This window comes from Streptomyces sp. NPDC052043 (assembly GCF_044548235.1).
GTDB lineage: Bacteria > Actinomycetota > Actinomycetes > Streptomycetales > Streptomycetaceae > Streptomyces.
Window position 1 is genome coordinate 162,724 of the sequence record NZ_JBIUBT010000002.1, and the last position, 19,814, is coordinate 182,537.

The 19,814-nt window shown below is 72.2% G+C and carries 13 protein-coding genes; 12 read left to right on the forward strand and 1 reads right to left on the reverse strand.

Going from position 1 to position 19,814, the window contains the following annotated elements:
- Nucleotides 1-8: 8 nt before the first annotated feature.
- From ACIHCX_RS05510 to fxsT, 10 genes are all read left to right on the forward strand, one after another.
- Nucleotides 9-1,001 carry a polysaccharide deacetylase family protein gene (locus ACIHCX_RS05510; RefSeq protein WP_400026851.1) on the forward strand — a complete coding sequence of 331 codons (993 nt, stop codon included), beginning with the start codon at nt 9-11 and terminating at the stop codon, nt 999-1,001.
- 486 nt (nt 1,002-1,487) lie between these two features.
- Entirely contained in the window at nt 1,488-1,877 is a 390-nt protein-coding gene (locus ACIHCX_RS05515) for a cell division protein SepF (RefSeq protein ID WP_400026853.1), read from the forward strand.
- A gap of 49 nt (nt 1,878-1,926) precedes the next feature.
- Entirely contained in the window at nt 1,927-2,313 is a 387-nt protein-coding gene (locus ACIHCX_RS05520; protein ID WP_400026855.1) for a nucleotide pyrophosphohydrolase, read from the forward strand.
- Between the two features lie 181 nt (nt 2,314-2,494).
- Nucleotides 2,495-3,001 (forward strand): DUF6099 family protein, encoded by a 507-nt coding sequence (locus tag ACIHCX_RS05525; protein ID WP_400027689.1) that lies wholly within the window; start codon nt 2,495-2,497, stop codon nt 2,999-3,001.
- Nucleotides 3,002-3,043: 42 nt separating this feature from the next.
- Nucleotides 3,044-3,967 (forward strand): LLM class F420-dependent oxidoreductase, encoded by a 924-nt coding sequence (locus ACIHCX_RS05530; protein WP_400026857.1) that lies wholly within the window; start codon nt 3,044-3,046, stop codon nt 3,965-3,967.
- 224 nt (nt 3,968-4,191) lie between these two features.
- Complete coding sequence (locus ACIHCX_RS05535) at nt 4,192-5,676, forward strand: 3' terminal RNA ribose 2'-O-methyltransferase Hen1 (protein ID WP_400026859.1); 1,485 nt, start codon at nt 4,192-4,194, stop codon at nt 5,674-5,676.
- A complete protein-coding gene (locus ACIHCX_RS05540; protein WP_400026861.1) occupies nt 5,673-8,297 on the forward strand; it encodes a polynucleotide kinase-phosphatase in 2,625 nt (874 codons plus the stop codon). The genes ACIHCX_RS05535 and ACIHCX_RS05540 overlap by 4 nt, the downstream gene beginning before the upstream one ends.
- 184 nt (nt 8,298-8,481) lie before the next feature.
- Nucleotides 8,482-10,029, forward strand: a complete 1,548-nt coding sequence (locus tag ACIHCX_RS05545) for a hypothetical protein (RefSeq protein WP_400026863.1) — start codon at nt 8,482-8,484, stop codon at nt 10,027-10,029.
- On the forward strand, nt 10,026-11,147 hold the full coding sequence (locus ACIHCX_RS05550; RefSeq protein ID WP_400026865.1) for an AAA family ATPase: 1,122 nt from the start codon (nt 10,026-10,028) through the stop codon (nt 11,145-11,147). The genes ACIHCX_RS05545 and ACIHCX_RS05550 overlap by 4 nt, the downstream gene beginning before the upstream one ends.
- Nucleotides 11,148-15,773, forward strand: a complete 4,626-nt coding sequence (fxsT, locus tag ACIHCX_RS05555; RefSeq protein ID WP_400026867.1) for an FxSxx-COOH system tetratricopeptide repeat protein — start codon at nt 11,148-11,150, stop codon at nt 15,771-15,773.
- A 171-nt stretch (nt 15,774-15,944) separates the two neighbouring features.
- Here fxsT and ACIHCX_RS05560 read toward each other — a convergent pair whose 3' ends face one another.
- Nucleotides 15,945-17,288, reverse strand: a complete 1,344-nt coding sequence (locus tag ACIHCX_RS05560) for a cation:proton antiporter (RefSeq protein WP_400026869.1) — start codon at nt 17,286-17,288, stop codon at nt 15,945-15,947.
- Nucleotides 17,289-17,456: 168 nt separating this feature from the next.
- Between ACIHCX_RS05560 and ACIHCX_RS05565 the strand changes: the two genes are divergently transcribed.
- Together ACIHCX_RS05565 and ACIHCX_RS05570 are read left to right on the forward strand one after the other, a co-directional pair.
- A complete protein-coding gene (locus tag ACIHCX_RS05565) occupies nt 17,457-18,659 on the forward strand; it encodes an alpha/beta fold hydrolase (protein WP_400026871.1) in 1,203 nt (400 codons plus the stop codon).
- The gene (locus ACIHCX_RS05570) at nt 18,656-19,765 is read left to right on the forward strand and encodes a caspase family protein (protein WP_400026874.1); all 1,110 of its coding nucleotides are present in this window, start codon (nt 18,656-18,658) and stop codon (nt 19,763-19,765) included. Before ACIHCX_RS05565 ends, ACIHCX_RS05570 begins: the two co-directional genes overlap by 4 nt.
- Nucleotides 19,766-19,814 lie beyond the last annotated feature (49 nt).

Here is a 19,814-nt window from a genome sequence, read left to right on the forward strand (position 1 = left end):
CACGCCGCATGAGAACCAGACCACTCGCGTCACTGCGGTCCGTGGTCGCGGGACTGGCCGTCGCGGCACTGGCCGCGGCGGGCTCCCTCGCCGTCGACGCCGCTCCGTCGTACGCGGCCACCTGCAACGGCTACGTCGGACTCACCTTCGACGACGGTCCGTCCAACGACAACACCCCGGCCCTGCTCAACGCGCTGAAGCAGAACGGGCTGCGGGCCACGATGTTCAACGAGGGCCAGTTCGCGGCCTCCTACCCGGCCCAGGTGCGGGCCCAGGTGGACGCCGGCATGTGGGTCGGCAACCACAGCTACACCCACCCGCACCTGACCCAGCAGAGTCAGGCGCAGATCGACTCGGAACTCTCCCGGACCCAGCAGGCCATCGCCGCCGCGGGCGGCGGCACGCCCAAGCTGTTCCGGCCGCCCTACGGCGAGACCAACGCGACCCTGAAGTCGGTGGAGGCCAAGTACGGCCTGACCGAGATCATCTGGGACGTCGACTCGCAGGACTGGAACGGCGCGAGTACCGACGCGATCGTGCAGGCCGTCTCCCGGCTCGGCAACGGCCAGATCATCCTGATGCACGAGTGGCCCGCCAACACGCGCGCCGCGATCCCGCGGATCGCGCAGACGCTGGCCGCCAAGGGGCTGTGCTCCGGCATGATCTCCCCGCAGACGGGCCGCGCCGTGGCCCCCGACGGAGGCGGCTCCGGCGGTGGCGGCGGTGGTGGCACCGGTGGGTGCACCGCGACGCTGTCCGCGGCTGAGCAGTGGAGCGACCGCTACAACCTGAACGTGTCGGTGAGCGGTGCCGGCAACTGGACGGTGACGATGAACGTTCCGTCGCCGGAGAAGATCATCGCGACCTGGAACATCAGCGCGAGCTACCCCAGTTCGCAGGTGCTGGTCGCCAAGCCCAACGGCAACGGCAACAACTGGGGTGTGACCATCCAGACCAACGGCACCTGGACCTGGCCGACGGTCTCCTGCAGTACGAGTTAGTCGTCCGGTGGCGCGGCGGACCACGGCCGCCGCGCCACCGGCGGTTCGCGATCGACGCGAGCGCGCGCGGAGGCCACCGGAAGCGGGCCTCCGCGCGCTCAACCCTTTGTGGGCGCCGCCAGTCGGACATCCTGGCTCGGCACTCGTACGGCCGGTTCCGGGGCGGACACCACCGACAGTGTCCGCCGACCGGGTGCCTCCAGCTGTTGCTCTGCCAAGTGCACGACATACGACGGTAATCAGGTCTGGTGAGCGGCGTGCTGCGCGCGGTGAAGAGCGCGGTGTGAACGCGGTAAGAAGCCTCTTTCGGGAAGGAACCGGTCAGGCGGGGCGCTGCGGACGAATCCTGTCGGTCGAGGCGATGTCCCTTTCGGACACTCTCAGGACCTCTGGTCGCGCACCGTGTCGCTGTTGGGCCGAAAGGGTGACGTGGCGTAAGAATTGGCTGGTGCACGTGAAGGAAGCGAGACAGGGCGGGGGGAGCCGGTGAACCGTCAGGACGTCACCGATGAGCAGTGGGAGGGGCTCGCCCAGGTGGTTCCGCTGCGGGGCCGCGACGCCTGGCCGTCCGCGGTGGACCACCGCGTGCCCCCGGAGGCGACGACGGAGGCGCGCCGCCGCTTCGTCGTCCTGCGGGTCAACGTGTTCGCGGACGCCCGTGACGTCGCCGAGACCCTGATGGCGGGCATCCCGGTCCTCCTCGACCTCACCGGCGCCGAGGGCGAGGTCGCCAAGCGGGTCCTGGACTTCAGCACCGGCGTCGTCTTCGGCCTGGGCAGCGGGATGCACCGCGTCGACCGCAACGTGTTCCTGCTCACGCCGCCCGGCACCGAGGTGGGCGGACTCGTGCCGGGCGCCGCGGTTCCGGGCGGGTGAGCCCCGGCGCCGCGAAGGTGCGGGAGCCGTGGATGGTAGACCTGGTGGCGTGACTGAGGAATCCGAGCATCCGGATCTGGCGGGATTGCAGCGGCGGTTGGCGGAGTTCGCCGCGGCGCGCGACTGGCAGCCGTTCCACACGCCGAAGAACCTGGTCGCCGCGCTCAGCGTGGAGGCCTCCGAACTGGTCGAGATCTTCCAGTGGCTGACTCCGGAGGAGTCGGTCGGCGTCATGGCGGACCCCACGACCGCGCACCGCGTGCGCGACGAGATCGCGGACGTTCTCGCGTATCTGCTGCAACTGTGCGAGGTGCTCGGCGTCGATCCGCTGGCGGCGCTGGCGGCGAAGATCGACCGGAACGAGCGGCGGTTTCCGGTGCCGGGGGAGTCGGCGGACTCGGGAGGCCCGGGGGAATCGGCGGAATCGGGGGAGTGACGGGCGAAGTCTACCCTCCGTCGTCACTCTCCGAAATCGTTCACCCAGTCGAAATCGATTTGTTGTCCGCAGATTTCCGTCTTCCTCTGGCTTTTCGCCCCATGCACCCTCACTCTGGGTAGTGAACAAGGGAGTTCGGGCGGACGTGCGAACAGCACGTCGGGACAGACAGGGGCAGCGCATGGACGCGGTGCGGCTCATCCTGGCGAGCAGGCGTGCCCTGGCGGGGGGCGGCGAGGCCTCCGTCATCCTGGCCGAGGTCTGGCAGGCGCATGCCCTGGCGCAGGCGATCGGCAGCCGCCTCGCCGTCTCCGGACCGCCCGAACTGCGGGGCGAGGCACTGGGGCTGACCGAGCTGGCGGGCCGGGGCTGCGGGGTCCTCGACGCGCCGGACCTCGAACCGGAGGACTTACGGGCGGCTCGGCTCACCGAACTGGACGACGCCCGGCAGGCGTTGCTGAGCCTGGACGCCCTGCTCGGCGAGGCCGGCATCGCGCTCGTCGGCATCGCGAGCTCGGCCGCCGACGAGGCCATGTACTGGCAGTGCATGGAGGCGATCGACGCGGCGGACGAATCCCGGGACCGGATCCGCGAGATGGTGCGGAAACTGGCCGCGCGGGAGGAGGCGCCGCCGGAGCCGGAGGCGATTTCACCCGACCGGGGGCGGGAGGGCGGCGGGCCCCGGTGAGGCCCCCGCGCCCGCGCGTCCGACGGCGTGCAGGATGGGGGCATGGATCTTCGCATCTTCACCGAGCCCCAGCAGGGCGCGACCTACGACACCCTGCTCACCGTGGCCAAGGCGACCGAGGACCTCGGGTTCGACGCCTTCTTCCGCTCCGACCACTTCCTGCACATGGGCGACGTGGACGGCCTGCCCGGACCCACCGACGCCTGGATCACCCTCGCCGGACTCGCCCGCGAGACCAGGCGCATCCGGCTCGGCACGCTGATGACGGCCGCCACCTTCCGGCTGCCCGGCGTGCTCGCCGTCCAGGTCGCCCAGGTGGACCGGATGTCCGGCGGCCGGGTCGAACTGGGCCTGGGCGCGGGTTGGTTCGCCGAGGAGCACCAGGCGTACGGCATCCCCTTCCCGAAGGAGAAGTTCGGCCGTCTGGAGGAGCAGCTGGCCATCGTCACGGGGATGTGGGCGACCGAGGTCGGCAAGACCTTCGACTTCCGCGGGACCTACTACGAGCTCACCGGGTCGCCCGCGCTGCCCAAGCCCGCGCAGACGAAGATCCCGGTGCTCGTGGGCGGCCTCGGAGCCACCCGCACGCCGCGGCTCGCCGCGCAGTACGCCGACGAGTTCAACGTCCCGTTCGCCTCGATCGAGGACAGCGAGCGGCAGTTCGGCCGGGTCCGGACCGCCGCGGAGGCGGCCGGCCGACGCCCCGACGACCTGACGTACTCCAACGCCCTCGTCGTCTGCGTCGGGCGGGACGACCGGGAGCTCGCCCGCCGTGCCGCCGTGATCGGCCGCGAGGTCGACGAACTGAAGGCCAACGGCCTGGCAGGCTCCCCGGCCGAGGTCGTCGACAAGATCGGCCGCTACGCCGCGATCGGCGCGAGCCGGATCTACCTCCAGGTCCTCGACCTGTCCGACCTGGACCACCTGGAACTGATCTCCACCCAGGTGCAGTCGCAGCTGTCCTAGCGCCCGCGGCGGTCAGTGCGGTCAGTCGGGCCGGCGGCGTGGGCGACATCCCGTCAACAGCGCCCCGGGCCGCGGGAAGTGGCCGGTGAATATTGGAGGGCGCTGGTCCGGCCCCCTGTGCGAAGGTGAGGGCGTCGTCCTGCCGAGCCCCCGGGAGCACCGTCCTCGGGGGCTTCGGCGTACCCGGCACCGCAGCCGTCCGTCCAGCCGGAGAGGCCCTCCGCATGTTCCTGACCATCACCACCACCGGTACCCCCGAACACCCGGCGACCGACCTCGGTTTCCTGCTGCACAAGCACCCGGACAACGCCCAGGCGTTCTCCACCTCCCACGGCACCGCGCACGTCCTCTACCCGGAGGCGGACGATCGGCGCTGCACGGCGGCGCTGCTGCTCGAGGTCGACACCGTGGCCCTGGTCCGGCGGAGCAAGGGCAAGGGACGCGGCGGCGCCCCCGACGCGGCGCTCGCGCAGTACGTCAACGACCGCCCCTACGCGGCCTCCTCGCTGCTCGCCGTGGCGCTGAGCGGCGTCTTCTCCAGCGCCCTGCGCGGGGTGTGCCGCGCGCGCCCCGAACTCCCGGCACGGCCCCGCCCGTTGCGGATCGAGGTACCGGCGCTTCCGGCCCGCGGCGGCCCCGCCCTCGTACAGCGCCTGTTCGCCCCGCTGGGTTGGACGGTCACCGCCGAACCGGTCGCGCTGGACGCGGAGTTCCCCGAGTGGGGCGACTCGCGGTACGTGCGGCTCGTGCTGGAGTCGGAGGCGATCACCCTGGCCCAGGCTCTGCGCCACCTCTACGTCCTGCTCCCCGTTCTCGACGACGCCAAGCACTACTGGGTCGCCCCGGACGAGGTGGACAAGCTGCTCCGGGCGGGCGAGGGCTGGCTGCCCGCGCACCCGGAGCAGAAGCTGATCACCAGCCGCTACCTCTCGCGCCGCTGGTCGCTGACCCGGCAGGCGATGGAGCGCCTGGAACTGGTGCGGCTGGCCGAGACCGACGACAGCGGGGTCGAGGAGCTCGACAACGCCGTGGCGGCGGAGACCGAGGCGGAAGAGAGGCCGACGCCGCTGGCCGTGCGGCGGCGGGACGCGATCGTCGCCGCGCTGCACGAGCGCGGCGCCGCCCGGGTCCTCGACCTCGGCTGCGGGCAGGGCCAGTTGGTGCAGGCGCTGCTGCGGGACGCGCGGTTCACCGAGATCGTCGGCGTCGACGTGTCGGTACGGGCCCTCACCATCGCCGCCCGGCGGCTGAAACTGGACCGGATGGGGGAGCGGCAGGCCGCCCGCGTCACGCTGCGGCAGGGCTCGCTCGTCTACACCGACAAGGAGCTGAAGGGCTACGACGCCGCTGTGCTGAGCGAGGTGATCGAGCACCTCGACCTGCCCCGGCTGCCCGCCCTGGAGTACGCGGTGTTCGGCGCGGCCCGCCCCCGCACCGTCCTCGTGACCACCCCGAACGTCGAGTACAACGTCCGCTGGGAGACCCTCCCCGCCGGGCACGTCCGGCACGGCGACCACCGCTTCGAGTGGACCCGCGAGCAGTTCGGCCGGTGGGCGCACACCGTGGCCGAACGCCACGGCTACGACGTCGAGGTCCGCCCCGTCGGCCCCGACGACCCCGAGGTCGGACCGCCCACCCAGATGGCCGTGTTCACCCTCAGCACCACCAAGGACAGCAGAGACGGCGAGAAGGAGGCGAAGGCGGCATGACCGAGACACGGACCGAGACACGGACCGAGACGCAGGCCGGGACACAGAGCGACACACAGACCGGCACACCGGGCGGGACACGGACCCCCACCACACGAGGACGCGTCCTGCCCGTGACCGACCTCTCCCTGGTCGTCCTCGTCGGCGCCTCCGGCTCGGGCAAGTCCACCTTCGCCCGGCGCCACTTCAAGCCCACCGAGGTCCTCTCCTCGGACTTCTGCCGCGGCCTGGTCTCCGACGACGAGAACGACCAGGGCGCCACCCGCGACGCCTTCGACGTGCTGCACTACATCGCCGGCAAGCGCCTCGCGGCCGGCCGCCGTACCGTCGTCGACGCCACCAGCGTGCAGCAGGACGCCCGGCGGCAGCTGATCGACCTGGCGAAGAGCCACGACGTGCTGCCCATCGCCATCGTGCTCGACGTGCCGGAGGAGGTGTGCGCCGAGCGCAACGCGGCCCGCGCCGACCGGGCCGGCATGCCCCGCCGGGTGATCCGCCGGCACACCCGCGAACTGCGGCGCTCGCTGCGGCACCTGGAGCGCGAGGGTTTCCGCAAGGTGCACGTGCTGCGCGGAGCCGAGGAGGTCGAGAACGCGTCGGTCGTCACGGAGAAGCGCTTCAACGACCTCACCCACCTCACCGGCCCGTTCGACATCATCGGCGACATCCACGGCTGCTCCGCCGAACTGGAGGCGATGCTCGCCAAGTTGGGCTACACCGACGGAACGCACCCCGAGGGCCGTACGGCGGTCTTCGTCGGCGACCTGGTCGACCGCGGCCCGGACAGCCCGGGCGTGCTGCGCCGGGTGATGTCCATGGTGGAGGCGGGCGACGCGCTGTGCGTGCCGGGCAACCACGAGAACAAGTACGGGCGTCACCTCAAGGGCCGCAAGGTCCAGCACACCCACGGACTCGCCGAGACCGTCGCGCAGATGGAGGGGGAGAGCGAGGAGTTCAGGGCGCGGGTACGGGAGTTCATCGACGGCCTGGTCAGCCACTACGTCCTCGACGGCGGCCGGCTGGTGGTCAGCCACGCCGGCCTGCCGGAGAAGTACCACGGCCGCACCTCCGGCCGGGTGCGCTCGCACGCGCTCTACGGCGACACCACCGGGGAGACGGACGAGTTCGGGCTGCCGGTGCGCTACCCGTGGGCGGAGGACTACCGCGGCCGGGCGGCCGTGGTCTACGGCCACACCCCGGTCCCGGAGGCCACCTGGCTCAACAACACGATCTGCCTGGACACCGGCGCGGTGTTCGGCGGCAGGCTGACCGCGCTGCGCTGGCCGGAGCGGGAACTGGTCGACGTACCGGCCGAGCGGGTCTGGTACGAGCCGGCCAGGCCGCTGCGCACCGAGGCGCCGGGCGGGCACGACGGGCGTCCGCTGGACCTTGGTGACGTGCACGGCCGCCGGGCCGTGGAGACCCGGCACGCCGGGCGGGTCGCGGTCCGCGAGGAGAACGCGGCGGCGGCCCTGGAGGTCATGAGCCGCTTCGCGGTCGACCCGCGGCTGCTGCCGTACCTGCCGCCGACCATGGCGCCGACGGCGACCTCCGGGGTCGACGGCTACCTGGAGCACCCGCAGGAGGCGTTCGCCCAGTACCGGGAGGACGGGGTGGCCCGGGTCGTGTGCGAGGAGAAGCACATGGGCTCGCGGGCGGTGGCCCTGGTCTGCCGGGACGCGGAGGCGGCGCGCGCCCGGTTCGGCGTGGAAGGCCCGACCGGGTCCCTCTACACCCGCACCGGCCGCCCCTTCTTCGACGACCCGTCGGTCACCGAGGAGATACTCGGCCGGCTGCGTACGGCGCTCACCGAGGCGGGCCTGTGGGCGGAGCTGGACACCGACTGGCTGCTGCTCGACAGTGAGCTGATGCCCTGGTCGCTGAAGGCCTCCGGGCTGCTGCGCTCGCAGTACGCGGCGGTCGGCGCGGCCTCCGGCGCGGTGTTCCCGGACGCGCTGTCCGCCCTGGAGGGCGCAGCGGCACGCGGTGCCGACGTGACGGACCTGCTGGAACGCCAGCGCGGGCGGGCCGCCGACGCGGCCGCGTTCACCGCCGCCTACCGCCGCTACTGCTGGCCGACCGACGGTCTGGACGGTGTCCGCCTGGCACCGTTCCAGATCCTGGCCGTGCAGGGACGCAGCCTGGCCGGACTGCCGCACGACGGGCAACTGGCACTGATCGACCGACTCGTGGAGCACGACGCCACCGGCCTGCTCCAGACCACCCGCCGCCTGTACGTCGACGTGGCGGAACCGGAGTCGGTGCGGGAGGGCGTCGACTGGTGGCTGGAGATGACCGGCCGCGGCGGCGAGGGCATGGTCGTCAAGCCGCTGGGCGCGCTGGTGCGCGGCGAGACGGGCCGTCTGGTGCAGCCCGGCATCAAGTGCCGCGGCCGGGAGTACCTGCGGATCATCTACGGTCCCGAGTACACCCGCCCGGACAACCTCGCCCGCCTGCGCCACCGCTTCCTGAACCACAAGCGCTCCCTGGCGGTGCGCGAGTACGCCCTCGGTCTTGAGGCCCTGGACCGCCTGGCCGACGGCGAACCGCTGTGGCGGGTGCACGAGGCGGTGTTCGGCGTGCTCGCGCTGGAGTCGGAGCCGGTGGATCCGCGTCTGTGAGGCGGCCGGCCGCGGGGCGGTGGCCGCCGTGCCGGCCGGCGGCTGGTTCCGGCCGGCGCCGCCCCCTGGGCGGGGCCTGGCCGGACAGCTGGATTCCGTTCCCATCCGTCCCTGGTTAACCGCTGGTTGCCGTGCTAGCTTCGCTGGTTGGTCCGGCAAACGTACCGACTCAGGGGGAAAGTCGGTGAAGACAGGCGCGGAGTTCGGCGAGCATGAGGACGATCCCGGGCGTGCGCGAGGTCTTGAGCTGCTCTTACGCCTGACCGACGCGCTGTGCGAACTGGGCTGCATGGAGGACGCGCAGGGACGGGTGCAGTTCGCCGCCGTGCTGGGCGACCAACTGCACCGGCAGGTCGACGTGCGTGGCGTGCGACTGCGCGAGGACGTGGCGACCCTGGTGCGCGTGGCGCTGAGCGTGTCCGGCGGGGAACACGTACTGGTGGGCGTGGTCCGCATCCTCGAAGGAGCCGCCGCGGGGGACGAACTCGACCGGCTGATCGCCCCGGCGGCCCCCATGCCGGGGCCCCAGACCCCGCCCGGCCCTCTGTCCAGGGACGACGAGAAGAGCGCCCGTATCGCCCTGGCCCGGGGTGGACTCCCCTCGGTCCGGCTGCGTGACGAGCTGGTCGGCGAGCTGGGCGGCCTCGACCTCCCCACCGGGCTCTCGCCCGACCAGTTGTTCACGCATCTCCTGGAGTGGAACGCGCAGCCCGACGAGCTGCCGCCCACGGTGCTCCTGCTGGACCGGGCGGCTCGGCTCGCCGGGACCCCCGACCACCGCGCGGCGCTGACCGGATGGGTCGACGACTGGGCCGCGCGGTCCGGGCACACGGCCGAGGTGGCGGCGCGTCGCGCCGAACGCGCCACCGTGGTGAACGACCCGGACATTCCGCGCTGTCTGGTCGTCGCGGTCGAGCCGGCCGGGGACGGCACCCTGGACGTTGTCGTACGGACCTGGCTCAACTCCGCGCCCGGCCACTGGAATCCGCAGCCCGCCGAGCCGGTCACCACAACCCTGGAGGGCCTCGGGCCCGCCGTCGAACGCTCGTTACGGCAGGGCGCCCGCCTGTGGACGGATCAGAACGAAATCGGCAGCAGCGGGGGACAGCAGCCGCCGTACGTGGAGTTCGTCCTGCCGTACGACCTCCTCAATCACGATGTGGCCGGGCTGACGCTTCGCATCGGTGACGGCAGGCCATTGCCGCTCGGGCTGAGGTACGGGGTGCACCTCCGAAGCCTGGAACGGATGCGCACCGACGACGAGCAGGTCCGCCACCAGTGGCAGGAGCGCTGGCGGATCCTGCGCACGAACGGCGTCACGGTGCACGGCTGGAGCGAACCGGACGGCCGGCGGATCGACGCGTGGCAGACCGCGCTCGCCGGGGAGGCAAGGCATACGGCCGTGGTACTGGACGCCCCGGCCGGCGAGAGCGCGCTGGCAGCGCTCAAGGCGGCCATCGCCGAAGGGATCGGGCTCGCGGTCTGGGACCGCAGAGGAAGCTTCGCCGAGGAGAGGCGCGAAGTGGTGACCGCGGTGTTCGCGTCGGTGCCGGTGCCGGCCAGGATCCCGACGGCCATCCACCGGCTCCGCAGACAGGCAGAACTCAACACACGCGGCCAGCACCTCCTGCTTGGCCGACACATCGGGTTTTTCTGGGACGATCCCACTCGAGTCGTCGACATCCACACCACCGGCACAGGCGATCTCGCCACCGAGGAGGCACCGGCATGAGCGCGAACGAGCAGGCGCACCCGGACGACTGGCGTGTGTTCCATGCGGCCGGCGGGGCACCGGACAGCCCACCCCGGCTGCCGCCGGCACCCCCCTGGCGCCGCTTCCGTGGCGGCCCGCCCGAGCAGGTGCCCCCGGACGACCATGAGGCCGGACTGCGCCGTCTGGGTCGCGACGACGACAGCGTGCAACTCGGGCCGGACGAGATCGACATCGTCAACGGGGCCCTGGTCCTGCGCAGGCCCCTGTTGATCACTGGGCCGCCGGGCATCGGCAAATCGACCCTCGCCTATCTGCTCTCCCGGGAACTCGGGCTGGGGCGCGTCCTGGAGTGGAACATCGTCAGCCGCACGACCCTGCGCGACGGTCTGTACATCCACGACGCCATGGGGCGAGCCCAGGCCATCGCCGCCTGGCAGGCCGGGGTGCGGCACGCGGCGGACCCCGCGCGGCGGGACGATGCCGGGGCGGAGCAGCCGGGCGACGCCGACCGCGCCGAGGCCGCCGTCAACACGGCGACCGACGCGACGGAACGTCAACTTCTCCCAAGGCTGGGGGACTTCATCACCCTCGGTCCTCTGGGTACCGCGCTGCTGCCCTACGATCGTCCGCGTGTCCTCCTTGTCGACGAACTCGACAAGAGCGACATCGATCTACCGAACGACCTGCTGCACGTCCTGGAGAACGGAAGCTATGACATCCCCGAGCTGGTGCGCGCCGCCGCTGACGCGGCGTACGTCCACACCAGCGATCCTTCAGGCCGCGCCCTCGTGCGCGGCGGGCATGTCGAGTGTGCGGAGTTTCCGGTCGTGGTGATCACCAGCAACGGCGAGCGCGAGTTCCCGGCCGCCTTCCGTCGCCGCTGCATCCCCCTGGAGATGCGCGCCCCCTCCAGGGAGCGGCTCCTGGGCATGGTCGAGAGGCACTTGGGGATCCGGTCGCCCGGGGCCGAGGAGATGGTGGACCTGTACGTCCAGCGGGTCCAGGCGGGCGGAACCCACTCCGTGGATCAGTTGCTCAACGCTGTCCAGATGACTACGGCGGGTGGTTTTCAGGCCGATGGGGATGGGCGTAAGCTCGTGGAAATGCTCCTCCGCGACCTTGCGAAGGGCCGCTGAATGACCGGCTTCCCCCAGGAGCGCGCATCCGGACCCGGCGACGGCTACCCCGTATCGGGGACGTCGCCTCCTTCGGCGTTCCCCGAGCCTGCCAGGCAAGCGAGCGAGTACGTCGCCGCCGATCGGGCTGTCCGGGGACCAGACCCGTACACCGGCGCGCGGTCGCTCTCCGGGGAACACTCCGGGCCGCACTGGCAGGAACTCGCCGACGCCGTCTGGCTCGCCGCCCACTGGGCCCGGCACAGCCGTCCCGCCACTCAGGAGGGTACGGGCGTGCGAGGTCCCGCCGACGGCCGCACCCACCCGTTCGCGACCGGCCCGGAGGCGGCCGGGGACGAACGGGAGCCGGAGCCGTCCCGCACGGCCGTCGACCGGTCCTCCGCCCAGGACGCGGCGCTCGCGGGCGCGGGCTCCCAGGACCGAGGCGGCGTTCCCGGCGTACGGACCGGGGCCGACGAGCCGACCGCCCGTACCGGACCGCGCGGTGCCGGTGCCCCCTTTCACGCTCCGTCGGCCGTGTCGCCGGACCCGGAGAACCTGTTACCCGACCCCGACGGCTGCTTCACGCTGCACCTGGGCCCGCCGCTGCTTCCCGGGGCCGAACAGGCCCACTCGGGCACCGGCCGCCGCACGGCCCTGCTCGCTCGCGCCCTGCACCGGCTGGCCCGCCGCATTCCGTCCCGCGACACCTTGGAACTGGACGAGGAGACCACCGCCGAGCGAGGGGTCGTCGACGGCCTGTGGATGCCCTTCCTGCGGCCCGCCCGCACCTCGGGCTTCGACCTGGTGCTGCTCACCGACAGCGCTTTCACCATGCGGGTCTGGGAGGACACCGTCGCTCGCCTCGCGGAGGCCGCCGAGTACAGCGGAGCCTTCCGGGCCGTGCGCACTGTTGCGGTGGACGTGCCGCGCACTGGTGCCGCCACCCTGCGCCGGGGCACCGGCCGGGCCGCCGCCGACCCCTCCGAGTTGCTCGACGGGCGCGGCGGCCGAATCTTCCTCGTCGTCACCGACGGACTGGCCCACGGCTGGGCCGCCGCCACCGCCGACGAACTCCTCGGCCGCCTGGCGCACTCCGGCCCGACGGCCTTGGTCCACCTCCTGCCACCCCATCTGCGCCACCGCTCCTCGCTCTACCCCTACCAGGCGGTCCTGGAGGGCGGCGGGTTCGGTGCCCCCAATGACAGCCTGGGACACTGGGCGCCGCCCGGCGGCCCCGACCCGCTGCGGCCGCTTCCCGACACCGGCGACGGCTCCGTCCCCGTACCGGTGCTGTCGCTGAAGCCCGGTTCCCTCGCCGCCTGGGCCGACCTCGTCACCGGAGAACGCGGAGTGCGCCGCGAGCTGCCCGTCGTCCTGGCCGGCACCCTCACCAAGGGCTCGCCCGCACCCGGACTGCGCGCTCCGCGCTTCCCCCGCGCGGCCGCCGCCGCGGTCCGCCGCTTCTTCACGCTCGCGACCCCGGCCGCGCGCCGCCTCGCCACCCAACTGGCAGCGGTTCCTTTCGAGTTCGAACTCGTGGAACAACTGCGGCGACGCACCATGCCGGAGACCGGACCCGACCATCTCGCCGAGATCCTGATGGGCGGCCTGATCGACTGGGACAGCGGTGGTGAGGGCCGCCCCGAGTTCGCCGACGGCATCCGCGAAGCACTGCTCGCCACCACAACCCGCAGCCAACTTGCCCGTACCGTCAGCCTGGTGGGCGATCTGCCCGCCGCGGGCGAGAGGGGCGTCGCACTGCGCGCCGCGCTGCGCGACCCCGGTGGGACCAGACTGCCCGATCCGGCGGAGCGCGGGTGGGCGCGCAGCGAACTCGCCGTGATGCGGGCGCTTTCGGGGCCGTACTCCGAACGTGCCAAACGCATCGAACCGAACCTGATCTCCCGGCTCGCGCCCGCACCAACCCGTCCGGCCGAACGAGCAGGTGCCGGATCGCTCTCCGGTACGCCCGCTGAGGTGAACCGGTCGGCCGCAGGGGTCTTGGAAGACGGTGGAGAAGGCAGTGATCCAGCGTCGAACGCCCCTGAATCACCTGGAGAGACCGTGGCGAGCCCGGTAACCGAAACGTCCGAACACGAAACCTCGGAGGCCCAGCAGTCCATGCAGCCCACCACGACCGCGAGGCCGGCCGCTCGTATGGTGAACGTTCCCTTGCGGAACAACTCGTTCGTCGGCCGCCAGGCGCTGCTCAGTACCGTGGAGGAGCAGCTCGCAGCCCAGGACACGGCCGCCGTGCTGCCCCACGCGCTGCACGGGCTGGGCGGCGTCGGCAAGTCGCAGCTGGCGCTCGAGTACGTCTACACCCACCAGCACGACTACAAGGTGATCTGCTGGATCGCCGCCGAGCGGGAGAGTCTCATCCTGACCTCGCTGTCCCAGCTGGCGGCGCAGCTCGGACTCGCCCTGGCAGGACAGGACGGCAGTACCCCCACCGCCAACACCGCGGTGCCCGCCGTCCTGGAGGCGCTGCGCACGGGGGCGCCCTACGACAACTGGCTCCTCGTCTTCGACAACGCCGAGCAGATCGAAGTGGTGCGCAAGTACTTCCCGACCAACGGGCCCGGCAAGGTGATCGTCACCTCTCGCAACCGCGCCTGGGAACGGGTGGCCACCCCGCTGCCGGTGAACGTCTTCGAGCGCGGGGAGTCGATCGAGCTGCTGCGGAAGCGCTCGCCCGACCTCACCACGCAGGAAGCGGACCGGCTGGCCGACGCCCTCGGTGACCTCCCGCTCGCGGTCGAGCAGGCGGGCGCCTGGCGAGCGGTCTCCGGCATGCAGGTCGACGACTACCTCGACCTGCTCGAGCAGCGCCGCCCGGAGATCCTCGAACTCGACCCGGCCCCCGACTACCCGGTCTCCGTCGCCGCTGCCTGGGACATCTCACTTGATGATGTCCAGAACAGGAACCCCGGTGCCCGGCAGTTGCTGGACATCTGCGCCAGCATGGCGCCCGAGCCCATTCCCCGGTCCATGCTCCGCGGCAGCCGCGGGGTGAGTATCACGCCCGAGGTGGACCCGCTGCTGCGCGAGCCGATCAAACTGAACCGCGCCATCCGCGACCTCACCCAGTTCTCCCTGGTCCGGGTCGACCCACGCTCCAACACGCTGCAGATGCACCGCCTGCTGCAGACGGTGCTCCTGGCCAAGCTGAGCGCCGAGGAACGCCGGGCCATGCGGGAGGCGGCCCACCAGCTGCTGTCCGCGGCCAAGCCGGGCCAGCCCTCCTTGCCCCTCGATTGGCGCGCCTACCAGGAGCTGTTGCCTCACGTGCTCACCTCGCAGGCCGTGACGAGCGCCGACAAATGGGTCCGCGAACTCGTTTTCGAGACCTCGATGTTCCTCTACTACTGGGGCGACCACGCGGGTGCCGCGGCGCTTGCCCGGCAGGCCTACAACGCCTGGCTCGCGGCCTCCGGAGAGGAGGACATCGACGTCATCCGCGTGGCGAGGCACCTGGCGTTCACGCTGCGCGTGCTCGGCGACATCACGGAGTCCGTCCCCTTGAACGAGGCGGCGCTTGAGGTCTCCCGCAACGCTGACGTCGAGCCCGAGCATCTGATCGACTCCATCGTGGAAATGGCGGACGCCCGTCGCTACCAGGGGCGGTTCGATGAGGCTCGGGTGCTGGGCGAGGAGGCCACCAGGCTGGCCCGGTCACGGTTCGGCGCGGACGACACGATCACGCTGCGCGCCACCCACAGCTGGGGCGTCGACCTGCGGTTGTGCGGCCGGGTCAGGGAGGCGCTGCCCCTGGACCAGGAAAACGTGCGGCAGCGCGAACTACAGTTCGGGGCGGACAGCTTCCTGACCCTCAACTCGCTCAACGGTCTCGCTGCCGACATCCGGGAGAGCGGCGACTACATCGGCGCCCGCGACTTCCAGGAGGACGTGTACCGGCGGGCACGTTCGGCCTTCGGTGAGGAACACCCGCTCACCCTGCGCATTGCCCGCAACCTCGCGGTCTGTCGGCGACGCGCCGGGGCGTTGCGGGAGGCCGCCGAGCTTTCCGCGGAGGCGCTGCAAAGCTTCGTCGCCCGCTACGGGCGGGACCACGCCGACTCGCTGTCCACCGCGAGCAACCTGTCCGTCGACCTGCGACTCACCGGGGACGTCGAGGGCTCCCGGGTGCAGGGCGAGGAGGCTGCTCAGCGCTATGTGGAGCGGCTCGGTCCGGACCACGCGTTCACGCTGCTGACCAAGGCCAATCTGGCCGCCACCATGCGGGCGATCGGCGCCCTGGAGGCCGCCGAGGAACTGGAGGACGAGGCGGAGCGCCGGCTGACGGCGATGGTGGGCGCAGAGCACGTGTTGACGCTGACCGTCGGCATCGGCCGGGCCAATACGGCTTACGCCCGCCTGGACTTCGAGCAGGCCCACCGGATCGACGAGGCCAACTTGCCGCGGCTCGCGGAAGTCGTGGGCGAGACTCACCCGCTGACCCTGTCCTGCATGGCGAATCTCTCTCTCGACCTGCGCGGGCTGGGCCGAGGGGCCGAGGCGGAGGAGACGCGGCGCAAGGCGATGGACGCCCTGTCCGGGATCGTCCCCTCCGACCACCCCTGGCTGAAGGCGGCCGACCGGCGTCGCCGCGTGGAGTGCGACATGGCCCCGATGCCGCTGTAGCAGGCACCACACGCCGCTCGGAGGAGGGGCCCCGGCGTCAGCCTTCGGGCCTGTCGTCCCGGTGCCCGGGCACCGGCCGACCGGACTGCGCATCGCTGTCCGAGGGGTGAGCGCCCGGGCGGTCGTGCTGCGGCGGCTCGGGTGGTGTCGTCCGGGACCGCCGACAGCTCGTCAGCCGACGTTCGTGCCCGGGACGTTCGGTGTGCCGTCGTCCTCCTGAGGATGGTGGGGCACACGGGGGTTGAGGGATTCGTCCGGGAGGGTTGCCCTGGTGACCTTGGGGCGTTCGGCGAGATGGCGGACCATGGTCAGGAGCGGCTGGGTGAGCAGGGTCGTGGCCAGCGCCATCAGGACCAACACCGAGTAGAGGGGCCGGCTCAGCAGACCCGCCTGGAAACCCGCGTTCAGTGCGATCAACTCCGTCAGGCCACGCGTGCTCATCAGTACCCCGACCGTCCGTGCGTCGTCCCGGCCCAGGCCGCCCAGCCTCGCGGCCACCGTTCCGCTACCGGTCTTCGTCGCGATCGCCAGCACCGTGACCACCGCCAGCGTGAGCCAGCCCGTGCCATCCAGTCCGTCCACGGCGACGGCCTGACCGGAGGTGACGAAGAAGAACGGCAGGAGCAGTGAGCTGACCTCGTGCAGGGGCCGCACGAGGTCCGGGTCCAGCGTGCTGCCCCGCTCGCGCGGCACCACGACCCCCGCGAGCAGCGCACCGAAGATGACGTGCAGTCCGAGGGAGTGCGTCACCCAGGCCGAGCCCAGGGCGAAGCCGATGAGCAGGGCGAGCCGTAGCGAGGGCTCCATGTGCGTGCGCCACAGCAGCCGACGCAGCAACGGCCGGGCCGCCACCAGCATCAGCGCGACGAAGCTCGCGGCGAGCACCACGCGCCACTGCCATCCGAGCGACTGCTTCCCGTCGTCGTCGTGCATCAGGACCCCGGCCAGTACGGTCCAGCCGACCACGTCGAGCAGCCCGGCCGCAGAGACCGCCACCACCCCGGGTACCGTGCGGGCCAGCCCGTTCTCACGCACGATCGCCGTCAGCACCGGCACCGCGGTTATCGACAGCGCCACGCCCGCGAACACCACCGTGGCCGGGCTGAGCTGACGGGGCATGCCCAGATCACGCAACTGCTCCTGGAACAGCAGAGCACAGCCGCTGCCCACGGCCATCGGTACCACGAACGACGCCACCGCCACGATCACGGCCGAACGCGCCCGGCTGCCCAGCAGGTGCAGGTCCAGTTCGTAGCCCACCTCGAACAGGAAGACCACAAGGGCGAACTGCGCGAACCCGGTCAGTGCCGGACCGATCTCCTGAGGGAAGAGCACCTTGCTCGTATCGGGTGCCACACTGCCCAGCAGTGAGGGGCCGAGTGCGATGCCGGCTGCCAACTGCCCGACGATATAGGGCTGTTTGAGCCGTCGCGCCACGTAGCCCGCCGAGTGGGCGGCGACCAGGATCAGAGCCGAGGCTCCCACCACATGCATGATCATCGCATCAGGGCTCATGGCGTCCCCTAGTTGTCCGCCGGCCGCGGTCGGGGCCGGGATGCGGTCCAGGTGCGGGCCTCGCACGTCCGCTCGATCGGGCGCTGATCTCAACCTCCGTATGATACTGGTAACTTGGCGTAGCAACGGCAGTCGTACACAACACGGCACGGGTGTCACGGGGGGCACATGACGGCGGTCGTCTTCATCCACGGCACCGGGGTCCGTGAGCCGGGCTTCTCCGCGCTGGCGGGGCGCGTGGCGGCCGGGCTGAGCGCGCTGCGCGACGGACTTCGCATCGTGCCCTACTACTGGGGCGGCACGCACGGCGCCACGCTCGCCGCGGGCGGGGTGAGCCTGCCGGCCGGGGCGGGCACCACCCGCGGCCTCGCCGAGTCTCCGGGGCAGCCGGACGGCGAGGACGACGAGGACGACGAGGACGACGAGGAGGGGACGGCCGCCGCCTGGGCCGCCCTGTATGCCGACCCGTACGCCGAACTCGCCCTGGCCGCGGCGGGCGCCGTGCCCGCCGCCGAACTCCCGCCCGGCTCCGTACCGCCGGAACAAGGGCTCCAGTCCCGGCTGTCCGCGCTCGCCGCCCAAGGTGACGCGCCCGCGGCCGAGCTGGGCCCCGGCCTGGCCCGTGCCGCCGGCCGGCTGGCGGCACACCCGCTTCTTGGCCGCGCCGCCGCCACCGTCGACCCGGGCGACCTCGCGACGCTCGGCGCCCGCAGCCTGACCGCGCGCGTCGTCGCCGACCTCCTCGACGCCGACTCCCCCCTGATCCCGGACGGCGACACCCGTGACGCCGTCACCGCCCGGCTGGCCGAAACGCTCGGCGCGCCGCCCGAGGGTACGGAACGCGGGCTGCGCTCCCTGCTGCTGCACACGGCGGGCTCGGCCGCCTCGCGTGTCGTCGTGCGCCGCAGACGCGCCCTCACGGAGGCAGCCCACCCGGCCGCCGGAGACGTCCTGCGCTACCTCAGCCGCGGCGCGGCCGTCCGTGCCGACCTGCGTGCCCTGGTCGCCGGACTGGAGCCGCCCGTCGCCCTGGTCGGACACAGCCTCGGCGGCATCATCGCGCTGGACACGCTGGTCTCCGCCCCGCTGCCCGCGGTCCGTCTGCTCGTCACGGCAGGCTCCCAGGGCCCCTTCCTGTACGAGTCCGGCTCCCTGCCCTCCCTCGATCACCCCGCGCCCCTGCCGCCGCACGTCCCCGACTGGCTGAACCTCTACGACCCCCGCGACCTGCTGGGCTACGTCGGGGCGGGTGTCTTCCCGGGCCGCGTCACCGACGTGGCCGTCGACAGCCGCCAGCCCTTCCCTGCCGCGCACAGCGCCTACTGGGCCAACCGCGCGGTCTACCGGCACATAGTGGAGCGACTGCCGTGACGGGCCCGGCGCCGCTCGCCCCGCGGGTCGACCCGGCCCGTGTGCACGCCCTGATCGTCGGCATCGAGGCCTACGACGCCGGCGCCGCCTGGGACCTGCCGGGCCCGGCCCGTGACGCCGTGCGATTCCACCGGCTGCTGCGCGCGGCGGGGGTTCCCGAGACCCAACTGCACCTCCACCTCGCCCCGTTGCCGCCGTACGCGCCCGACGTGCCGTACTCGGGCGCCGACCACGCCACGCTGCGCCGCCTCCTCGTGCGGGACCTGCCGGCCCGGCAGGGCGACGTCCTGTGGGTGTGGTGGGGCGGGCACGGGGTCCTGGACCGCGCCGGCCACCTCCGGCTGTTCTGCGCGGACGCCACCGTCGCCGACAAACTGGGCATCGATCTGGACTCCGCGCTCACCCGGTACGCCGGGGACGCCGTGCCCGCGTTCGGCGAACAACTGTGGGTGGTCGACGCCTGCGAGACCTTCGAGGAGGCGCTCGGCTTCCGCGAGGCGCTGCCGCCCGATGCCCTGCCCGTCGGGCGGCGCAGCCTCGCCCATCGGCAGACCGTGCTGCGTGCCGCGGGCCGGGGCCTGGCCGCCGCCAACGACCCCGTACGCCGCACCGGGCTCTTCTCCGACGTCCTGCTCGCCCTGCTGGCCGACCGGGCCGACGTCCTGCCCGCGCCTCCCGAGCCGGACGAACTGTTTTCCGCCGTCCGGGAACGCGTCGCGGCCCTCAGGGGCGAGGGCCGGACTCTGCAACACCCTGAGATCCGGCTGCAGAGCCCCGAACGCACCGAGATCCTGCCCGCGCCCGCACCGGCCCCGCCGCGCCGTCCGGCCGCCTTGCTCCAGCGGGCCGTGGAGGCCCTGCTGGCCTATCCGCTGATGAGAGACCCGGCCGAACGGCAGTCGGTGGTCGCCGCGTTGGACCCTTCCATCACGGGGACGCTGGCCCGTCACACCAAGGCCCGCACGGACGCCGTCAACATTCTCAACGGGCTCGCCCGGCGCCGCCCGGAAGCCCTGTGGGACCTGTTCGACATCGTGGTGTCCGTCGATGACGATCCGGAACGCAAGGAGGAACTCGCCCAGGCTTTCCGGGAATTGGCTGCCTGACAAAGCGGTCGAACAATACCGAAGTGATCGGGTGGCGTGATCGTACGGT